At 43.2% G+C, this 15,668-nt stretch carries 11 protein-coding genes; 8 read left to right on the plus strand and 3 right to left on the minus strand.

Translation table 11 applies throughout. The features are described 5' to 3' along the window. Positions 1-343 precede the first annotated feature (343 nt). Positions 344-1,618 (plus strand): CinA family nicotinamide mononucleotide deamidase-related protein, encoded by a 1,275-nt coding sequence (locus IEY03_RS12180; protein WP_188842068.1) that lies wholly within the window; start codon positions 344-346, stop codon positions 1,616-1,618. A 54-nt stretch (positions 1,619-1,672) separates the two neighbouring features. Here IEY03_RS12180 and IEY03_RS12185 read toward each other — a convergent pair whose 3' ends face one another. The 3 genes from IEY03_RS12185 to argE all read right to left on the minus strand — a co-directional run bounded on the left by IEY03_RS12185 (position 1,673) and on the right by argE (position 6,157). Further along, positions 1,673-2,209, minus strand: coding sequence for a YceB family lipoprotein (locus tag IEY03_RS12185; protein WP_188842070.1), 537 nt, complete (start codon positions 2,207-2,209; stop codon positions 1,673-1,675). Next, the gene (gene ppc / locus IEY03_RS12190; protein WP_188842073.1) at positions 2,209-4,857 is read right to left on the minus strand and encodes a phosphoenolpyruvate carboxylase; all 2,649 of its coding nucleotides are present in this window, start codon (positions 4,855-4,857) and stop codon (positions 2,209-2,211) included. The genes IEY03_RS12185 and ppc overlap by 1 nt, the downstream gene beginning before the upstream one ends. Before the next feature lie 148 nt (positions 4,858-5,005). Beyond that, positions 5,006-6,157 (minus strand): acetylornithine deacetylase, encoded by a 1,152-nt coding sequence (gene argE, locus IEY03_RS12195; RefSeq protein ID WP_188842074.1) that lies wholly within the window; start codon positions 6,155-6,157, stop codon positions 5,006-5,008. 264 nt (positions 6,158-6,421) lie between these two features. Here argE and argC point away from each other — a divergent pair, with 264 nt between their 5' ends. The 7 genes from argC (at position 6,422) to IEY03_RS12230 (ending at position 15,626) form a co-directional block, all read left to right on the plus strand. Next, positions 6,422-7,402, plus strand: coding sequence for an N-acetyl-gamma-glutamyl-phosphate reductase (argC, locus tag IEY03_RS12200; RefSeq protein ID WP_188842076.1), 981 nt, complete (start codon positions 6,422-6,424; stop codon positions 7,400-7,402). Positions 7,403-7,427: 25 nt separating this feature from the next. Then, positions 7,428-8,207 (plus strand): acetylglutamate kinase, encoded by a 780-nt coding sequence (argB, locus tag IEY03_RS12205; protein ID WP_188842078.1) that lies wholly within the window; start codon positions 7,428-7,430, stop codon positions 8,205-8,207. 11 nt (positions 8,208-8,218) lie between these two features. Further along, positions 8,219-9,124: an ornithine carbamoyltransferase gene (locus IEY03_RS12210; RefSeq protein ID WP_188842080.1), complete on the plus strand. Its 906-nt coding sequence runs from the start codon at positions 8,219-8,221 to the stop codon at positions 9,122-9,124. Between the two features lie 63 nt (positions 9,125-9,187). Next, positions 9,188-10,411 (plus strand): argininosuccinate synthase, encoded by a 1,224-nt coding sequence (locus IEY03_RS12215; protein WP_188842082.1) that lies wholly within the window; start codon positions 9,188-9,190, stop codon positions 10,409-10,411. 141 nt (positions 10,412-10,552) lie between these two features. Then, positions 10,553-11,917 (plus strand): argininosuccinate lyase, encoded by a 1,365-nt coding sequence (argH, locus tag IEY03_RS12220; protein ID WP_188842084.1) that lies wholly within the window; start codon positions 10,553-10,555, stop codon positions 11,915-11,917. 159 nt (positions 11,918-12,076) lie between these two features. After that, complete coding sequence (locus IEY03_RS12225; protein ID WP_188842086.1) at positions 12,077-14,029, plus strand: methyl-accepting chemotaxis protein; 1,953 nt, start codon at positions 12,077-12,079, stop codon at positions 14,027-14,029. 160 nt (positions 14,030-14,189) lie between these two features. Next, positions 14,190-15,626, plus strand: coding sequence for an MFS transporter (locus IEY03_RS12230; protein WP_188842088.1), 1,437 nt, complete (start codon positions 14,190-14,192; stop codon positions 15,624-15,626). Positions 15,627-15,668: the final 42 nt, after the last annotated feature.

The following is a 15,668-nucleotide window of genomic DNA, read 5'->3' on the forward strand; positions in this document are numbered from 1 at the left end:
TACCTTTTGCGCCCATATCTACTTTGATTAATGCTCTCTGCATTTACCTGCTTATGTTCTCTTTTTTAAAATGATTATTGGCTAATGTTTAATACCAATCGTAATAAATAACTGATCATTTTAGCTTGTGATAATACCTGATAACGGCGTTAGATTTTTTGATTGTAGAATAACTACTTATCAAAAAAATCTGCCTTGTTATCACGCATTTTTCCTACGCTATTTCTGGCCACTTATTTACTGTGATTGGTATAAAACATTATGATAAATAGATCTATTTTCTTGCTATTGCCATATTGGTTGCCTAACTTATGGGGCAATTACTGCATTAAAGGATTTAGTAATGAAGCTAGAAATGATTTGTACTGGTGAAGAAGTATTATCTGGCCAGATTATTGATACCAATGCTGCTTGGGTTGCTAACGAGCTAATGTCGCTTGGCATTGAAATGCAACAACGAACGACCGTTGGCGATCGTCTAGATGATTTAATCGCCGTGTTTCAGGAACGGAGCAAATTTGCGGATGTTATTTTGGTTAATGGCGGTTTAGGACCTACTAGCGATGACATGTCAGCGCTTGCGATGGCCAAAGCCAAAGGTGAAGCCTTAGTTGAAAATAGCCAATGGCGTGATCACTTAGTAGATTGGTTTACTAAGAATGGTCGTGTTATGGCTAAAAGTAATTTGAAGCAGGCTATGCTTCCTGAATCCGCTGTCATGGTAGATAATCCCGTAGGTACTGCTTGTGGTTTTCGGGTAAAACTCAATAATGCGTGGTTGTTTTTTACCCCAGGGGTGCCTTTTGAGCTTAAGCATATGTTTAAAGAACAGTTTGTGCCCTTTATTAATCAAGAGTTCGGATCGGGTGATAATACTCAATTACATAAACTACTGACTATCGGCTATGGAGAATCTGCATTAGCGGATATGTTGACAGAACTCACCCTTCCAACTGGGATTGAGCTAGGTTATCGCTCTTCAATGCCGCACATTGAAATAAAAATCTTTGCTCGTGGTGATAAGGCTATTCGTGCTTTACCAGAAGTAACTAAGGCGGTTAAACAATGTTTAGGTACAGCGGTCGTGGCTGATAACAAGCCTACGCTAGCTGCAGAGATCCATGGTCGTTTATTACAATCTGGTTTTAGTCTTAGTGTGGCTGAATCTTGCACAGGCGGGATGATCACCAGTCAGCTGATTGATTTCGCCGGAAGTTCATCATACTTGCATCATGGATTAGTGACTTACAGTAATGAATCTAAGGTTAAAGTGTTGGGTGTTAGCCCTGAAGTTTTAGATGATCATGGCGCCGTTTCCATCGCAACGGTAGAGGCTATGGCTGAAGGTGCGCGTAAGATTTTGGACAGTGATTTTGCTTTGGCTACCAGTGGCATAGCTGGCCCTGACGGCGGAACAGATGATAAACCTGTGGGAACGGTTGCTATTGCATTAGCTACCAAGCAGGGTATGTATAGCCAAATGATTAAATTACCTAGACGTTCTCGCCAATTGGTAAGGAGTTTAAGCGCTGCAGTTGCTTACGATATGTTACGCCGATCATTACTCGATGAGGCCGTGATTGTTGATTACCCCTCAATTGGCCGTTTTGATAAATAAGTGCTGGAAACAAATAAAGCGCCCATGGCGCTTTATTTTTAAAGGAGCTCTAAGCTAAAATTTTACTACCAATTTGCCTTTTTCAACGGCGAGTTCTTTAGTCATTTTAGCCATTAGTGCCTGATTAGTGTCATTCATATCCAGCGTATAAACAGGCTGGTTTTCTAGAAAACCACGTAAAAAAGTCATCACTTGTGGCGTTATTGCAGATAGTGTTTGTTCAATGTCGGCCGGTTCTGCACTGACACTCACTAAATTCAACTGACGTAAATAAACGCTTTTTGTTTGGCTGTCGTACCAAGGTTGTGCTTCAAATGTTGTTTTAAGCTTAGCGCTAATTGGCATTAGGGGATTGCGAATACTGACTTTTGTCGTAGCCGTTAACCCCATAATGTTAGGTTTGTCGCCTAAGCTAACTTGCATATCATTTAATACCAGATTAATACCGATAATCTGGTTACCTTGTTTTACCTCAAAGTGCATTTCATTATTAAGGTAATTTTCTATCTCATTTTCAGTAATGCTGTACTGACTGGCGCAGCCAGTCAGTAGTAGCAATCCACTGACCAAAATCAGTTGTAATGTTTTCATTAACCCGTGTTTCTCATGCCTGCGGCAACACCCGCGATAGTAAGCATTAGCGCCAATTGCACGTGCGCAGAAGGCTCTACTTCTTTACGTGTACGCGCTAATAGCTCAGTTTGCAGGAAGTTTAACGGATCAATGTATGGATTGCGAAGCTTAACTGATTCACGGTTCCACGGTGTGTGCGACATTAACTGATCTGATTCCGTTAGCGACAGCACAGTATCAACGCCAAGTTGTAGTCTTTGGCGAAGTTTTTCACCTAAATGATGCAGTTCAGGTTTCACTAAGCAGTTTTCATAATAACGCGCTAAGTTTGGCTCTGCTTTCATGTAAACCATTTCTAGCATGGAAATACGTGTTTCAAAAAATGGCCATTCGGCTTCCATTTCACGCAGTAATGCTAACTCGTCACGTTCTATCGCAGCATTCAATGCTTCGCCTGCACCTAACCAAGCGGGTAACATTAAACGGTTTTGAGACCAAGCAAAAATCCATGGAATAGCACGTAAGCTCTCAATGCCACCATCGACTTTACGTTTTGCAGGTCGGCTTCCCAAAGGCAGCTTACCTAACTCGACTTCTGGTGTGGCTGAACGGAAATAAGGCACAAAGTCTTTTTCTTCACGTACAATCCCGCGGTAATGTAATACTGATTCTTCAGCAATACGCTGCATACAATCGCGCCAGGCTTTTTTCGGTTCTGGAGGCGGTAATAATGTCGCTTCCATAACGGCTGATGTATATAGCGCTAAGCTTTGTACGGCTAATTTAGGTAAGCCAAACTTAAAGCGGATCATCTCGCCTTGCTCTGTCACTCGGATACGGCCATCTACCGAACCAGGAGGTTGTGACAAAATCGCTTTGTGTGCTGGTCCGCCGCCGCGGCCAATTGAGCCACCACGGCCATGGAATAGCATCAATTTAACATTAGCTTTATTACATACCGCAACAAGTTGTTCTTGAGCACGATATTGCGCCCAAGCCGCTGCCATTACCCCCGCATCTTTTGCTGAGTCAGAATAACCAATCATGACTTCTTGCATGCCTTTGGTGTATCCACGATACCAATCGATATTTAATAACGACTCAATGCAGCTTGCCGCATTGGTTAAATCTTCCAGTGTTTCAAACAATGGCACAACACGCATTGGATGACTGCAGCCAGTTTCTTTTAATAGTAGTAACACGGTCAAAACATCAGACGGTTTACCTGCCATTGAAATAACATATGAGCCTAAAGATTCTTTAGGTTGTTTAGCAATAAGCGCACAGGTTTTAATTACCTCTGCAACATCATCACTTGGTTGCCAATTTGATGGTATCAATGGGCGGCGGCTGGTTAACTCGCGCAATAAGAAAGCTTGTTTCTCGTTTTCATCCCAATGGTTGTAATCACCTAAACCTAAATATCGGGTTAGTTCAGCAATAACATCGCTATGGCGAGTAGAGTCTTGGCGGATATCTAGGCGCAGCATGTGAATACCAAAGCTGGCAAGACGTCGTAAAATATCCAGTAGTAAGCCGTTAGCAATCAACTTCATGCCACTATCGCATAAGCTATGGTAAAGAAGCTCTAATGGCTCTTGAAGATCGGCTTGGCGCCAAACAATATCACGGGTATCAATATCAGGATGACGACCTTCAAGACGTTCGTTTAAGTAGTCAATCGTTTTACGTAACTTACAGCGCAACTGGCGTAACACCACACGATAAGGCTCGTTACTGTTATCGGTCAGGGCCAATAATTCAGGCGTTGCTTGCTCCATAGATAACTCACCCACTAAAGCCACTACGTCTTTTAAATAAAGGCGTGCGGCGGCATGGCGGTTTCTGTCTAATACTTCTTGGGTTACTTTGTGGGTAACAAATGGGTTGCCATCGCGATCGCCACCCATCCAGCTAGAAAATCTTACTGGGGCAATGTTGATAGGTAACTCTTTACCTGTACGTTGTTCAACTTGGTCATTTAGCTGACGTAAAAAGTCAGGGATAGCTTGCCATAACGAGGTTTCAATGGTGCTTAATCCCCAACGGGCTTCATCCACAGGAGTTGGACGTTCGCTGCGTATTTCGTTGGTATGCCATATTTGAGCAATTAACTGACGTAAACGTAAGTTATTTTGGTTACGCTCGCGATCAGATAACTGGCTGTTTTCCTGGTCAGTTAAGCAATCTACCACGGCAGAGTATTTTTGAATTAATGTACGGCGAGAAATTTCTGTCGGATGTGCCGTTAACACTAAATCGATTTCAAGTTGCTTTAAGCAATTGATGACATCGTTTTCGTCTAAATCAGTATTTAATATTCTGCCAAGCAACTGCTCTACTGGATCGGGCACACATACCAATTCATCGCAGTTGCGACTGATAGTATGGTATTGCTCAGCAATGTTAGCTAAGTTTAAAAATTGGTTGAAGGCTTTGGCAAATGGGACTAATTCTTCATCAGGCAAAGATGTCAGCAGGGCTAACATTTGCTCACGTGAACTTTCATCACCCTTACGAGCTTGTTTGGCGAGAATACGAATTTGTTCAACTTTCTCAAGAAATGCATCACCAAGATGGCTTTGCATAGTTTCACCTAAAATTTGGCCTAAATGTCCCACGTTCGATCTCAGTGAGGCATACATATCTGCCACTTGCTCTGCCATACATACTCCAAAGTCACTCGTTAAAATTGCCTGACTATCACAATAACCATCGTACAGTATTCGGTCAATACACCAACACTGTGTTTTGTAATTTTATTTCGTTAATAACTTTCATATTGCACTATTTGTAGTGCTTATTTAGTTGTTACTACTTAATACATGCGTGATAAATCATCTTTTTGATCAGTTCTACCGTAGGTGTAAGGTATTCCAAACCGATAAACTCATCGGGTTGATGTGCTTGATTAATACTACCAGGGCCTAAGACGAGGGTCTGACAGCCTAACTTATTAATGTATGGCGCCTCAGTTGAATAGTTAACCACTTCTGCTTCATGGCCAGATAACTCTGCGACCAGTTTGGTCCATGGGTTATCTGCTTTACCTGCAAATGATTCGGCGCCAGGGTATAAGGTGCTGACACTAATACTGCCTGGGTACTCTTTGCTAATATCGCTTAAATAATTCAAAACCATTAATTCAAGCTCAGCCAATTCCATGCCGGGAAGAGGGCGAATATCAAGATGCAAATCACAACAGCCACAAATTCGATTCGCCGCATCACCGCCATGAATATGGCCAAAGTTCATCGTTGGGTAAGGTACAGTAAAAGCATCTTCGCGATAGTTTTCACTTAAATGCTGTTTCAGTTTCATTAACTGACTGATGACTTTATGCATTACCTCAATGGCATTTAATCCTCTTGCGGGATCTGAAGAGTGACCGCTGCGACCGATAACTCGAATTCCCTGGGCTAAATGGCCTTTATGCATATACACAGGTTTTAAGCTGGTCGGTTCGCCGATCACCGCATAATCTGGGGCAATCGCTTTTGAGTCAGCAAACGCTTTGGCACCGCTCATGGTGGTTTCTTCGTCGGCGCTAGCAAAAATGGTTAACGGACGCTTAAAATCTTCAAGTGGCATATCTTTCAATGCTTCAAGGACTAACGCAAAAAAACCTTTCATGTCGCAAGTACCTAATCCGTACCAGCGATTATCCTTCTCAACTAACTCAAATGGGCTCTGACTCCAGCGGCCTTCATCAAATGGCACTGTATCTGTGTGGCCTGCCAATAAAAGCCCGCCTTCACCTTGTCCCAAACGGGCAATTAAATTCTGTTTGTTGCGTGAGTCGGCCACTACTGGCGTCTCACAACTAAACCCCAACTCGCTAAACCAGCTTTGTAACAACTCAATAACTGCATGGTTACTCATATCGTGCTCAGCTTCTAATGCACTGATAGATGGCGTGCTAATTAATTGTGAAAAGGCACTTTTAAGGTTAGGTAGTGTGCTCATTTGTGATCCTAAGTAGAAAAACAATAAAATACTTATTCAGTAATATTGCATAAATAATATTGTGTGTTAGTCTAGCAAACAGATGACTAAGGCACTACAACTTGAATGTAAGAAATGAAAATAAATATGTGTAAACTTGCTGTGAAATCCAATATACCAATAATTAAAGCGAACTTCCTGCGACGATAGCGCTAAATTAGACGTCCCCTGTCTAAATGCTTTATGCTAACACTTCCATTTATTACAACAAAAGACAACAACACAATGAAAAACATCGCAATTATTGGTGCTAGTGGTTACACCGGCGCGCAAATTACGTCTTTGATTAATGCAGATGCTAATTTATCTGTACAGGGTTTGTATGTCTCTGAAGGCAGTTTAGATAAAGGCCGTAAACTGGCAGATTTGTACCCTACTTATAGTCATATGTCCTATGTACTTTCCCCTTTAACGGCAGAGGCTAAAGCGCAAATTGTCGCAGAAGCAGATGCCGTGGTATTAGCCACTGAGCATTCAATTAGTTTGGAGTTAGCGGCGGAGTTTTATCAAAAAGGCTTGGCGGTATTTGATTTAAGCGGCGCGTATCGTTTTGCGGATGTTGCCCAATATCCTAAATGGTATGGCTTTGAACATACTCATCCAGAAGTATTGGCCGATGCGGTTTATGGTTTAGCTGAATGGAATGCTGAACAAATTCAGCAGACAAAAATGATTGCAGTACCTGGGTGCTACCCAACCGCATCATTAACGGCGCTAAAGCCGTTAAAACCTTTTTTAACATCAGCTTATCCAGTAATTAATGCCGTGAGTGGTGTGACTGGCGCAGGACGTAAAGCGCAATTACATACCAGTTTTTGTGAGGTTAGCTTAACGCCATACGGAGTATTAGGTCACAGACATCAACCTGAAATCGCCACTCAATTAGGCCAAGAAGTTATTTTTACTCCACATTTGGGTAACTTCAAGCGAGGTATTCTCGCTACGATTACCGTGCAATTAAAACCAGGCACGACAGAAGCCGATGTAGCAAAAGCATATAGCGTGTATGACAACTCGCCAATTGTGACGGTTAAACATAACCAATTTCCAAAAGTTGATGATGTGGTTTTAACGCCAAATTGCCATTTGGGTTGGAAATACGATGCTAACAGTGGCTACTTGGTTGTTGCCAGTGCAATCGATAATTTAATGAAAGGTGCAGCAAGCCAAGGTTTGCAATGTATCAAAATCCACTTCGGCGTTTAACGGCTAATAAAACAAGGATATAAAAATGACAACTCATTCTGTTTTAGTGCTTAAAGTTGGCGGCGCGTTATTACAAACTGAATCTGGCATGGCTAATTTAATGTCTGCCATTAAAGACATGACAGCAGCAGGTCAGAAAATTGTATTAGTGCATGGTGGTGGTTGCTTAGTTGACGAGCAGTTAACCGCCAACGGTAAAGAAATTATCAAGCTTGACGGTTTACGCGTTACCCCGGCAGATCAAATCGGCATTGTTGTGGGCGCATTAGCCGGCACCTCAAACAAAATCCTTCAAGCTGCGGCAGCCAAAGCGGGTGTCGTCAGTGTTGGCATGAGTTTGGGCGACGGTAATGTGGTTAAGGCGAACATTAAAGATGAACGCTTAGGTCTAGTCGGTGAAGTTACCCCGAATGACGCCAGCTATTTGAACTTTATTTTACAACAAGGCTGGTTGCCCATTTGCAGTTCTATCGCGGTGTCTGATGCCGGCGAAATGTTGAATGTGAATGCGGATCAGGCTGCAACGGCATTAGCCAAGTTAGTCAATGGCACATTGGTATTGTTATCTGATGTTGCTGGTGTGTGGGATGCAAACAAGCAAGTGATTAAAAGTTTGAACAAAAGCCAAATTGAAACCTTGGTTGCAGAGGGCGTGATTGAAAAAGGTATGAAAGTAAAAGTTGAAGCGGCTTTAGAAGTGGCCCAATGGATGGGGAAACCCGTTTTAGTTGCTTCTTGGCTAGAGACTGAGCAGTTAAAAACATTAGCACAAGGCGGGTCCATCGGGACTCAAATACAGCCTTAATGGAGTAGTTTATGAAGCACCTGTTGTCGATAAAAGAGTTATCTCAAACTCAGTTACTGGATATTTTAGCGCTAGCTAAAAAAATTAAAGCAAACCCAGCTGAGTACCGTCGCGCCTTAGATGGAAAAAGCGTTGTGATGCTTTTTGAAAAACCATCACTGCGCACTCGAGTTAGCTTTGACATCGGCATCAATAAATTAGGCGGTCATTGTTTATATCTTGATCAGCAAAATGGTGCTTTAGGTAAGCGTGAATCGGTGGAGGATTTTGCCACCAATATTTCATGCTGGGCCGATGCGATTGTTGCTAGAACCTATTCACATACCACAATTGAAAAATTAGCTAAGCATGGCAGTGTGCCAGTGATTAATGCCTTATCGGATCTGTATCACCCCTGCCAAGCACTTGCTGACTTTTTATCATTATCAGAGCAATTTGATGATGTCAGCAAAGCCAAACTAGCTTATGTTGGTGATGGTAATAATGTCACTCATTCACTGATTTATGGCGCGGCAATTTTAGGCTTAACCATGACAGTGATTTGTCCAGAAGGGTATTTCCCTGACGCCTTAGTGGTTACAGAGGCGCAAGCTTTAGCGGCAAAAAATGGCGGTAAGTTGACATTGTCGGCCGACATTAATCAAATAGAAGGTCACGATGCTATCTATACTGACACTTGGATTTCAATGGGGGATGAAACCTCTTTAACCGAAATTAAAGAACGTTTCAGCCCTTACCAAGTGAACGCAGAGCTTATGGCGAAAGCGGGAGCAAAATACTTCATGCATTGTTTACCCGCGCACCGTGGCGTAGAGGTGACAGATGAAGTCATGGACGGCAAAGGTTCGTTAATTCTGGATCAAGCTGAAAATCGTATGCATGCTCAAAATGCCGTATTAGTCACCTTATTAAGTTAATACTGTTAGCAGTGTTAATCGTTAAATTGAACAGCGTTAAGTCGCAGATTTTAGGAAGAAAACATGTCTAGTGCAGTGAAAAAAACCGGCGTTAAAAAAGTCGTATTAGCTTACTCAGGTGGGTTAGACACCTCAGCCATCATTCCATGGTTAAAAGAAACCTATGATGACTGTGAGATTGTGGCATTTTGTGCTGACGTTGGTCAGGGCGAAGAAGAGTTAATAGGCTTACATGAAAAGGCTATCGCATCAGGTGCTTCTGAGTGTCATATCGTTGATCTAAAAGAAGAGTTTGTTGCCGATTATATCTACCCAACTATTGCTACTGGCGCAATTTATGAGGGCACCTACTTGTTAGGTACGTCTATGGCGCGTCCGATTATTGCTAAAGCGCAAGTTGAAGTGGCTCGCAAAGTGGGCGCAGACGCCGTATGTCATGGTTGTACTGGTAAAGGTAATGATCAGGTGCGTTTTGAAGGGTGTTTTGCTGCGCTAGCACCAGATTTAAAAGTGATTGCACCATGGCGAGAGTGGGAAATGCGTAGTCGTGAAGACTTACTTGCCTACTTGGCAGAGCGTGACATTAAAACCAGTGCCTCAGCGACTAAAATTTATAGCCGTGATGCAAACGCATGGCACATTTCACACGAAGGTGGCGAGTTAGAAGATCCGTGGAACGAGCCATCAAAAGGTGTGTGGACGCTAACCGTTGCCCCAGAAGATGCACCGAACGAGCCTGAATATGTGTCACTGGCGATTAAAAATGGCCGTGTGACCCACGTAAATGATGAAGCATTGTCGCCCTATGCGGCATTAATGAAGTTAAATGATATTGCTGGTAAACACGGTGTAGGCCGTATCGATATTACTGAAAACCGTTTAGTCGGCATGAAGTCACGTGGTTGCTACGAAACACCTGGCGGCACTGTAATGTTTGCAGGCTTGCGCGCCATTGAAGAGTTGGTGCTAGATAAAACTAGCCGTACTTGGCGTGAACAAATTGCCGGCCAAATGTCGCATCTAGTCTATGACGGTCGCTGGTTTACGCCGTTATGTAAGTCGCTTATTGCAGCATCTGAATCTTTAGCAGAATCAGTTAATGGTGATGTGGTGATCAAGCTTTATAAAGGCCAAGCAACACCGGTTAAAAAGCGCTCGCCAAATAGCTTATATTCAGAATCATTCGCCACCTTTGGTGAAGATGATGTATATGACCAAAAGCACGCTGAAGGCTTTATCCGTTTATATTCTTTAGCTAGCCGAATTCGCGCGCTAAATAGCAAATAAACATAAAGCTCACGATATTAGGGCGCTATTAGGCGCCCTTCTTGTAATCACTTTTACTCTCGTACAAAGAGTGCTTACCAGAAGTAAATACTCATAAAATCGACATAATTGAATAGCTACAGCTAAAAAGAGGATACCGACATGGCATTATGGGGCGGAAGATTTCAGGGCGAGACCAGTGCACTTTTCAAATTATTTAATGACTCGCTGCCCGTTGATTATCGCTTATTTGAACAGGATGTTGTCGGTTCAATTGCCTGGGCTGATGCAATCGCTAGCGTGGGTATTATCACAGCTCAAGAGTGCACCAGCTTAAAAGCGGCGTTAAATGAATTACTCCTCGAAGTGGGTGATGATCCCCAAGCCATTATCGGTAACGGCGCAGAAGATATTCACAGTTTTGTAGAACAAAAACTGATTGCTAAAGTGGGCGATTTAGGCAAAAAACTTCATACCGGTCGTTCTCGTAATGATCAGGTCGCCACCGACTTAAAATTATGGTGTAAAAAAGAAGGCGCAGCCTTACTTGCGCGGTTAGGCACTTTACATGCTGAACTGATAGCCCTTGCTGAGCGTGAAGTGGACGCAGTTATGCCGGGTTATACCCATTTACAACGTGCGCAACCGGTGACTTTTGGTCACTGGGCAATGGCCTATGTTGAAATGTTTGAGCGTGACATTAGCCGTTTACAAGATGCACTTAAGCGTGCGGATTCGTGTCCATTAGGTTCAGGGGCATTAGCGGGTACGGCTTACCCGATTGATCGTCATGCACTTGCTGCGGCGCTTAACTTTGCTCGCCCAACGCTTAACAGTTTAGATACCGTTTCAGACCGGGATCATGTGGTTGAATTATGTAGCGCAGCGTCAATCAGCATGATGCACTTAAGCCGTATGGCTGAAGATTTAATTTTCTTCAACTCAGGCGAAGCTAATTTCATCTCATTAGCTGATGAAGTGACCTCTGGCTCATCTTTAATGCCGCAAAAGAAAAACCCTGATGCATTAGAGTTAATCCGCGGCAAAACCGGTCGCGTATATGGCAGCTTAGTGGGGATTTTAACCACGATGAAAGCCTTACCGCTGGCATACAACAAAGACATGCAAGAAGACAAAGAAGGCTTGTTTGATGTGGTTGATAGCTGGGCAATTTGTTTAGACATGGCCGCATTAGTATTGTCAGGCTTAAAAGTGAATCGTCCCCAAGCTTTACTTGCGGCGCAACAAGGTTATGCCAATGCGACCGAATTAGCGGATTACTTAGTCGCGAAAGGCATGCCGTTCCGTGAAGCGCATCATGTTGTCGGAGAAGTGGTCGTGTTTGCGATTGGCGAGCAAAAGCCGATTGAAGAGTTAACCGTAGCGCAATTACAGCAGTTTGCTAAGGTGATCAGCGACGATGTTTACCCTAACTTAACGATTGAAGCATGTTTAGAAAAACGTGATGTTTTGGGGGGCACCGCCTTGAATCAAGTGAAAGCTGCCATCGCCGCTAAAAAAGCGTAAATATCACATCACTTATCAAAACGCCCTGCTGGTGGACACCAACAGGGCGTTTTCATTTTGTGATGTCCCTAGGGTAACTCTGTTGAGTTAATTGTCATCTTTTTGTCATAACATCTTCATATTATGGGGTAAATAATTTTTCTCTATTAGAACCCTGCCATGAAAATTTCGACGCTTTCATTAACCGCATCGGCCATTTTATTGTTATTAGCGGGATTGCTGGCTACCGCAGTATTGTGGAGCAGTGACAAACGCACCGAAATTGACATTCAAGCTAAAGAGTTGCTGGATATTCAACAGGTATTTTTACAAACTGTCCGCCCCGATATCAGCGCTTATTTACACTCGGGTAATAGTCAATACATTAGTCAGGCTCGCCAGCAACTGACTGAGATAGCTCAGCGTATTAATCAGCTGAATTTACCTAGCGCGCAAACTGAAATAGCTGCCGCGGTACAATTTCTAAATGAATTTATTTATAACCTCGATAATCGTTACCGTGCAGCAGGAAAGTTAGCGGGAAACCCTCGGCAATTATTAGCCCATGCTGAATCAGAAATGTTAGATAACAATAAACGTTTAGCCGATTATGCCGAACAAGGCGCGCTAAAAAACGCCCCATTAGCGCAACAGTATTTATCTATTACTCGTACTTTACCATTAATCGTATATCGGCTTTCACAGCTTTCTGACGGGTATTTAATTGGCAAAGACAATCGGCTTGAAGTTGGTTTAAAAGCCAGTATTACTGAGCTTGGCCTGTGGCATAATCAGCTTAGTCAATTACCCTTAATTGGCATTTATCAGCAGCAAGAAGTAGATGAGTTTGCCTTGGGGGAGGATGAGGCCGAGCAAGTTGAAGTGGGCGAGTTTTATCGAGATGAATTATTGAGCTTAAGCTCGCGTTATGAAAAAGAAATCGCTACTACTTATCAAATGCTTACCGATAACTTGGCGGTACAAGAGCAGCTGAGCGCCGACACTTTGCAAGTCGAATCAAAGTTGTTTTCTTTGGGTAATATTCAGGCCAAATTTGATGTGCAATTAAAGCACTGGCTACAAAGCATTCAGTACGCCATGGTGACCATAATAAGCCTATTTGCCATTGGCTATTTATGGCTGCAACAACACAGTGTTGTTATGCCATTAACCCGATTAAATAACGCATTCATGCAATTAAGTGACTCAAACAGTCGTGAGCCGCTAGTGATTTCCAGCCGTAATGAAACGGGTCAAATAGCAGGTCATTTTAATCAGCTGCTTTTACGGTTTGAGCAAGAAGATCAGCAGCAACGCCAGCAAGTTACCGCGGTATCGCAATCATTAGGTTTACTGATTGAACGGATAAAGTGCATTGCTGCTAACACAGAGCAAACGCAAACCGTGGTTAATGTAGCTCAAACCCAAACCAATCAAATTAAATCGCTTGCCGATGAAGTAAAACATTCCTCCATGACAGTGGAGCATAGCTCAGCCATCACTATGCAGCAGATGCAAGACAGTCAGCAGCAAGCGGTGGAAGTACTCAAAGCGACCCAGGAATCACAACATGCCGTTGATCATTGCCAAGCATCGTTAGCAGAGTTATCTACCGCGGTCACCAGCGTTACCCAAATTGTCGATGTGATAGGTAATATTGCTGAGCAAACCAATTTACTGGCTTTAAATGCCGCCATTGAAGCTGCACGAGCAGGTGAGCAAGGCCGCGGTTTTGCCGTGGTGGCCGATGAGGTGCGTAATTTGTCCCATCGTACTCAATCTTCTTTGAAAGACATTATGAGTATTTTAAATCAGTTAAGCCTATCAAACAGCAGTTTAACGGACAGTGTGAAAGGGATCGGACAAGCAACGCAAAGCCAGCAGCAGCGAGTAAATCGCTTGCTTGATGTGGCACAAACGGTTCAACAGCAAGCAAGCGAAATGGTCGATACAGCCAAACAAGGCTCGGGTTATGCTATACAGCAGGTGAGCTATTTAGATGAGTTTGCTGCTGCAATGAACACCTTAAAAGGCCATGCGCAAACAGCGACAGAACAAAGTCATCAAATTGCGCAGGAAGTGGCTGATGGGGTTAAAGCCATTGAGCAGACCTTGGGTATTGCCGCTAGCTAATTGGCGATTTTATGGGTAAAGGTTTATGTTCATTTACCCTGCATTTTCGGCGAATATTTTGTTATGGTGTTGAATGGTAGGCGGCCACTTAATCAGCCATAATCTACTGCATAAATCAGTAATCATTATATTCATCAGCTAATAAGATATTGATCAAACCATGAACGCAGCCCAACGTGACACCCCTTCACCTTGTTCTAGCCGACGCGACAGATTGTCGTGGCTAAGATGCACCTTAAAGCGTTCGCAACAGGAAGCGGTTGCCTCTTCAACCATGACAGCTACCAGTGATAACTTTTTTAATGCTTATGCTATTTTTCTCGGCGCAACCATGGGGCAGATGGGCTTAGTGACCGGATTACCCCAGCTATTTGGTGCCGTATCGCAATTATTATCGGTTTGGTTAGTGAGTCACTTTTCACGTAAATACTTTATTGTTGCTGCCGCTGTGCTACAGGCGCTTGTGGTATTTGCAATGGCTGGCGTTGCTGCTATTCGCCCTGATAATGCGGTGTGGATCTTTATTGGTCTTGCGGCGTTATATCATGGCTTTATGAATTTGATTCAACCGCATTGGCGTGCATGGATGGGAGCTATCGTGCCAGATAAAAGACGAGGGGCTTTCTTTGCTGCGCGCACTCGCTTAACGATGGCAGCTTCATTGAGTGTGTTTTTTGCTGGTGGCGGGATACTGAGTTTAACCGACAGTATTGAGATGACCTGGCTTGGGTTTAGTTTACTGTTTTCAATTGCATTTATGGGCCGATTAACTTCAGCATGGTTGTTATGGCAAATGCATGATCCAGAGCCGTGTCCAACTAAAGTGAGTGGTTATTTTTCACAAACTTTATCTAACTTCAAACAGGCATGGGCAGATAACACCTTTAAACAATACAGTTTGTTTGTCGCTGGAATGCAATGCATGGTGGCAATATCCGCGCCATTTTTTGCTGTATATATGCTGGAAGATTTACAGTTTACCTATATCGAATTTGTGATGGCCAGCGTTGCATCAATTATTACCCAATTTATCACCTTACGTTTTTGGGGACGTTTTAGCGATATTTACGGTAATCGCATTGTGATGCTGATCACGAGCAGTTTAATACCCAGTTTACCGATATTGTGGATATTTTCTGATAGCTACACCTACATCATCGCATTACAGGTGTTATCGGGTTTTGCATGGAGTGGTTTTACGCTAAGTACAGCCAATTATTTATATGATATTCGCCCTTTTAGAAGCGACTTTGCCACCTATGCCGCTTTACAGGCAGCCTTAAGTGCCGCATTTGTTTTTATGGGGGCAATGGTGGGCGGGGTTATTGCTTCTTATGCAGGCAGTTTTTTAGCTTTTACCGGTTTAAACACTTGGTTAAGCAGCCCAATATTTGTGGTGTTTATTGTTTCAAGTATCATGCGCACCCTAGTGACATTGTGGTTTATTCCTCGCTCTGTTGAACCCAAAGTGAGGCCACGTCCGCAGTTTTTACAGCTTATTTTCCGTATCAGGGGCTTTAGTGCCATATCGGGCGTCAGTTTAGACTGGTTAACGGTAACCAAAAAGAAATCGGGATCAGATGTGCAAGGCGAGTAAGCAACTTAAATGGGTGTCTAATAGACTTTAGCCGCTGGATTC

It is taken from the genome of Shewanella aestuarii, assembly GCF_014647215.1.
Lineage (GTDB): Bacteria > Pseudomonadota > Gammaproteobacteria > Enterobacterales > Shewanellaceae > Shewanella > Shewanella aestuarii.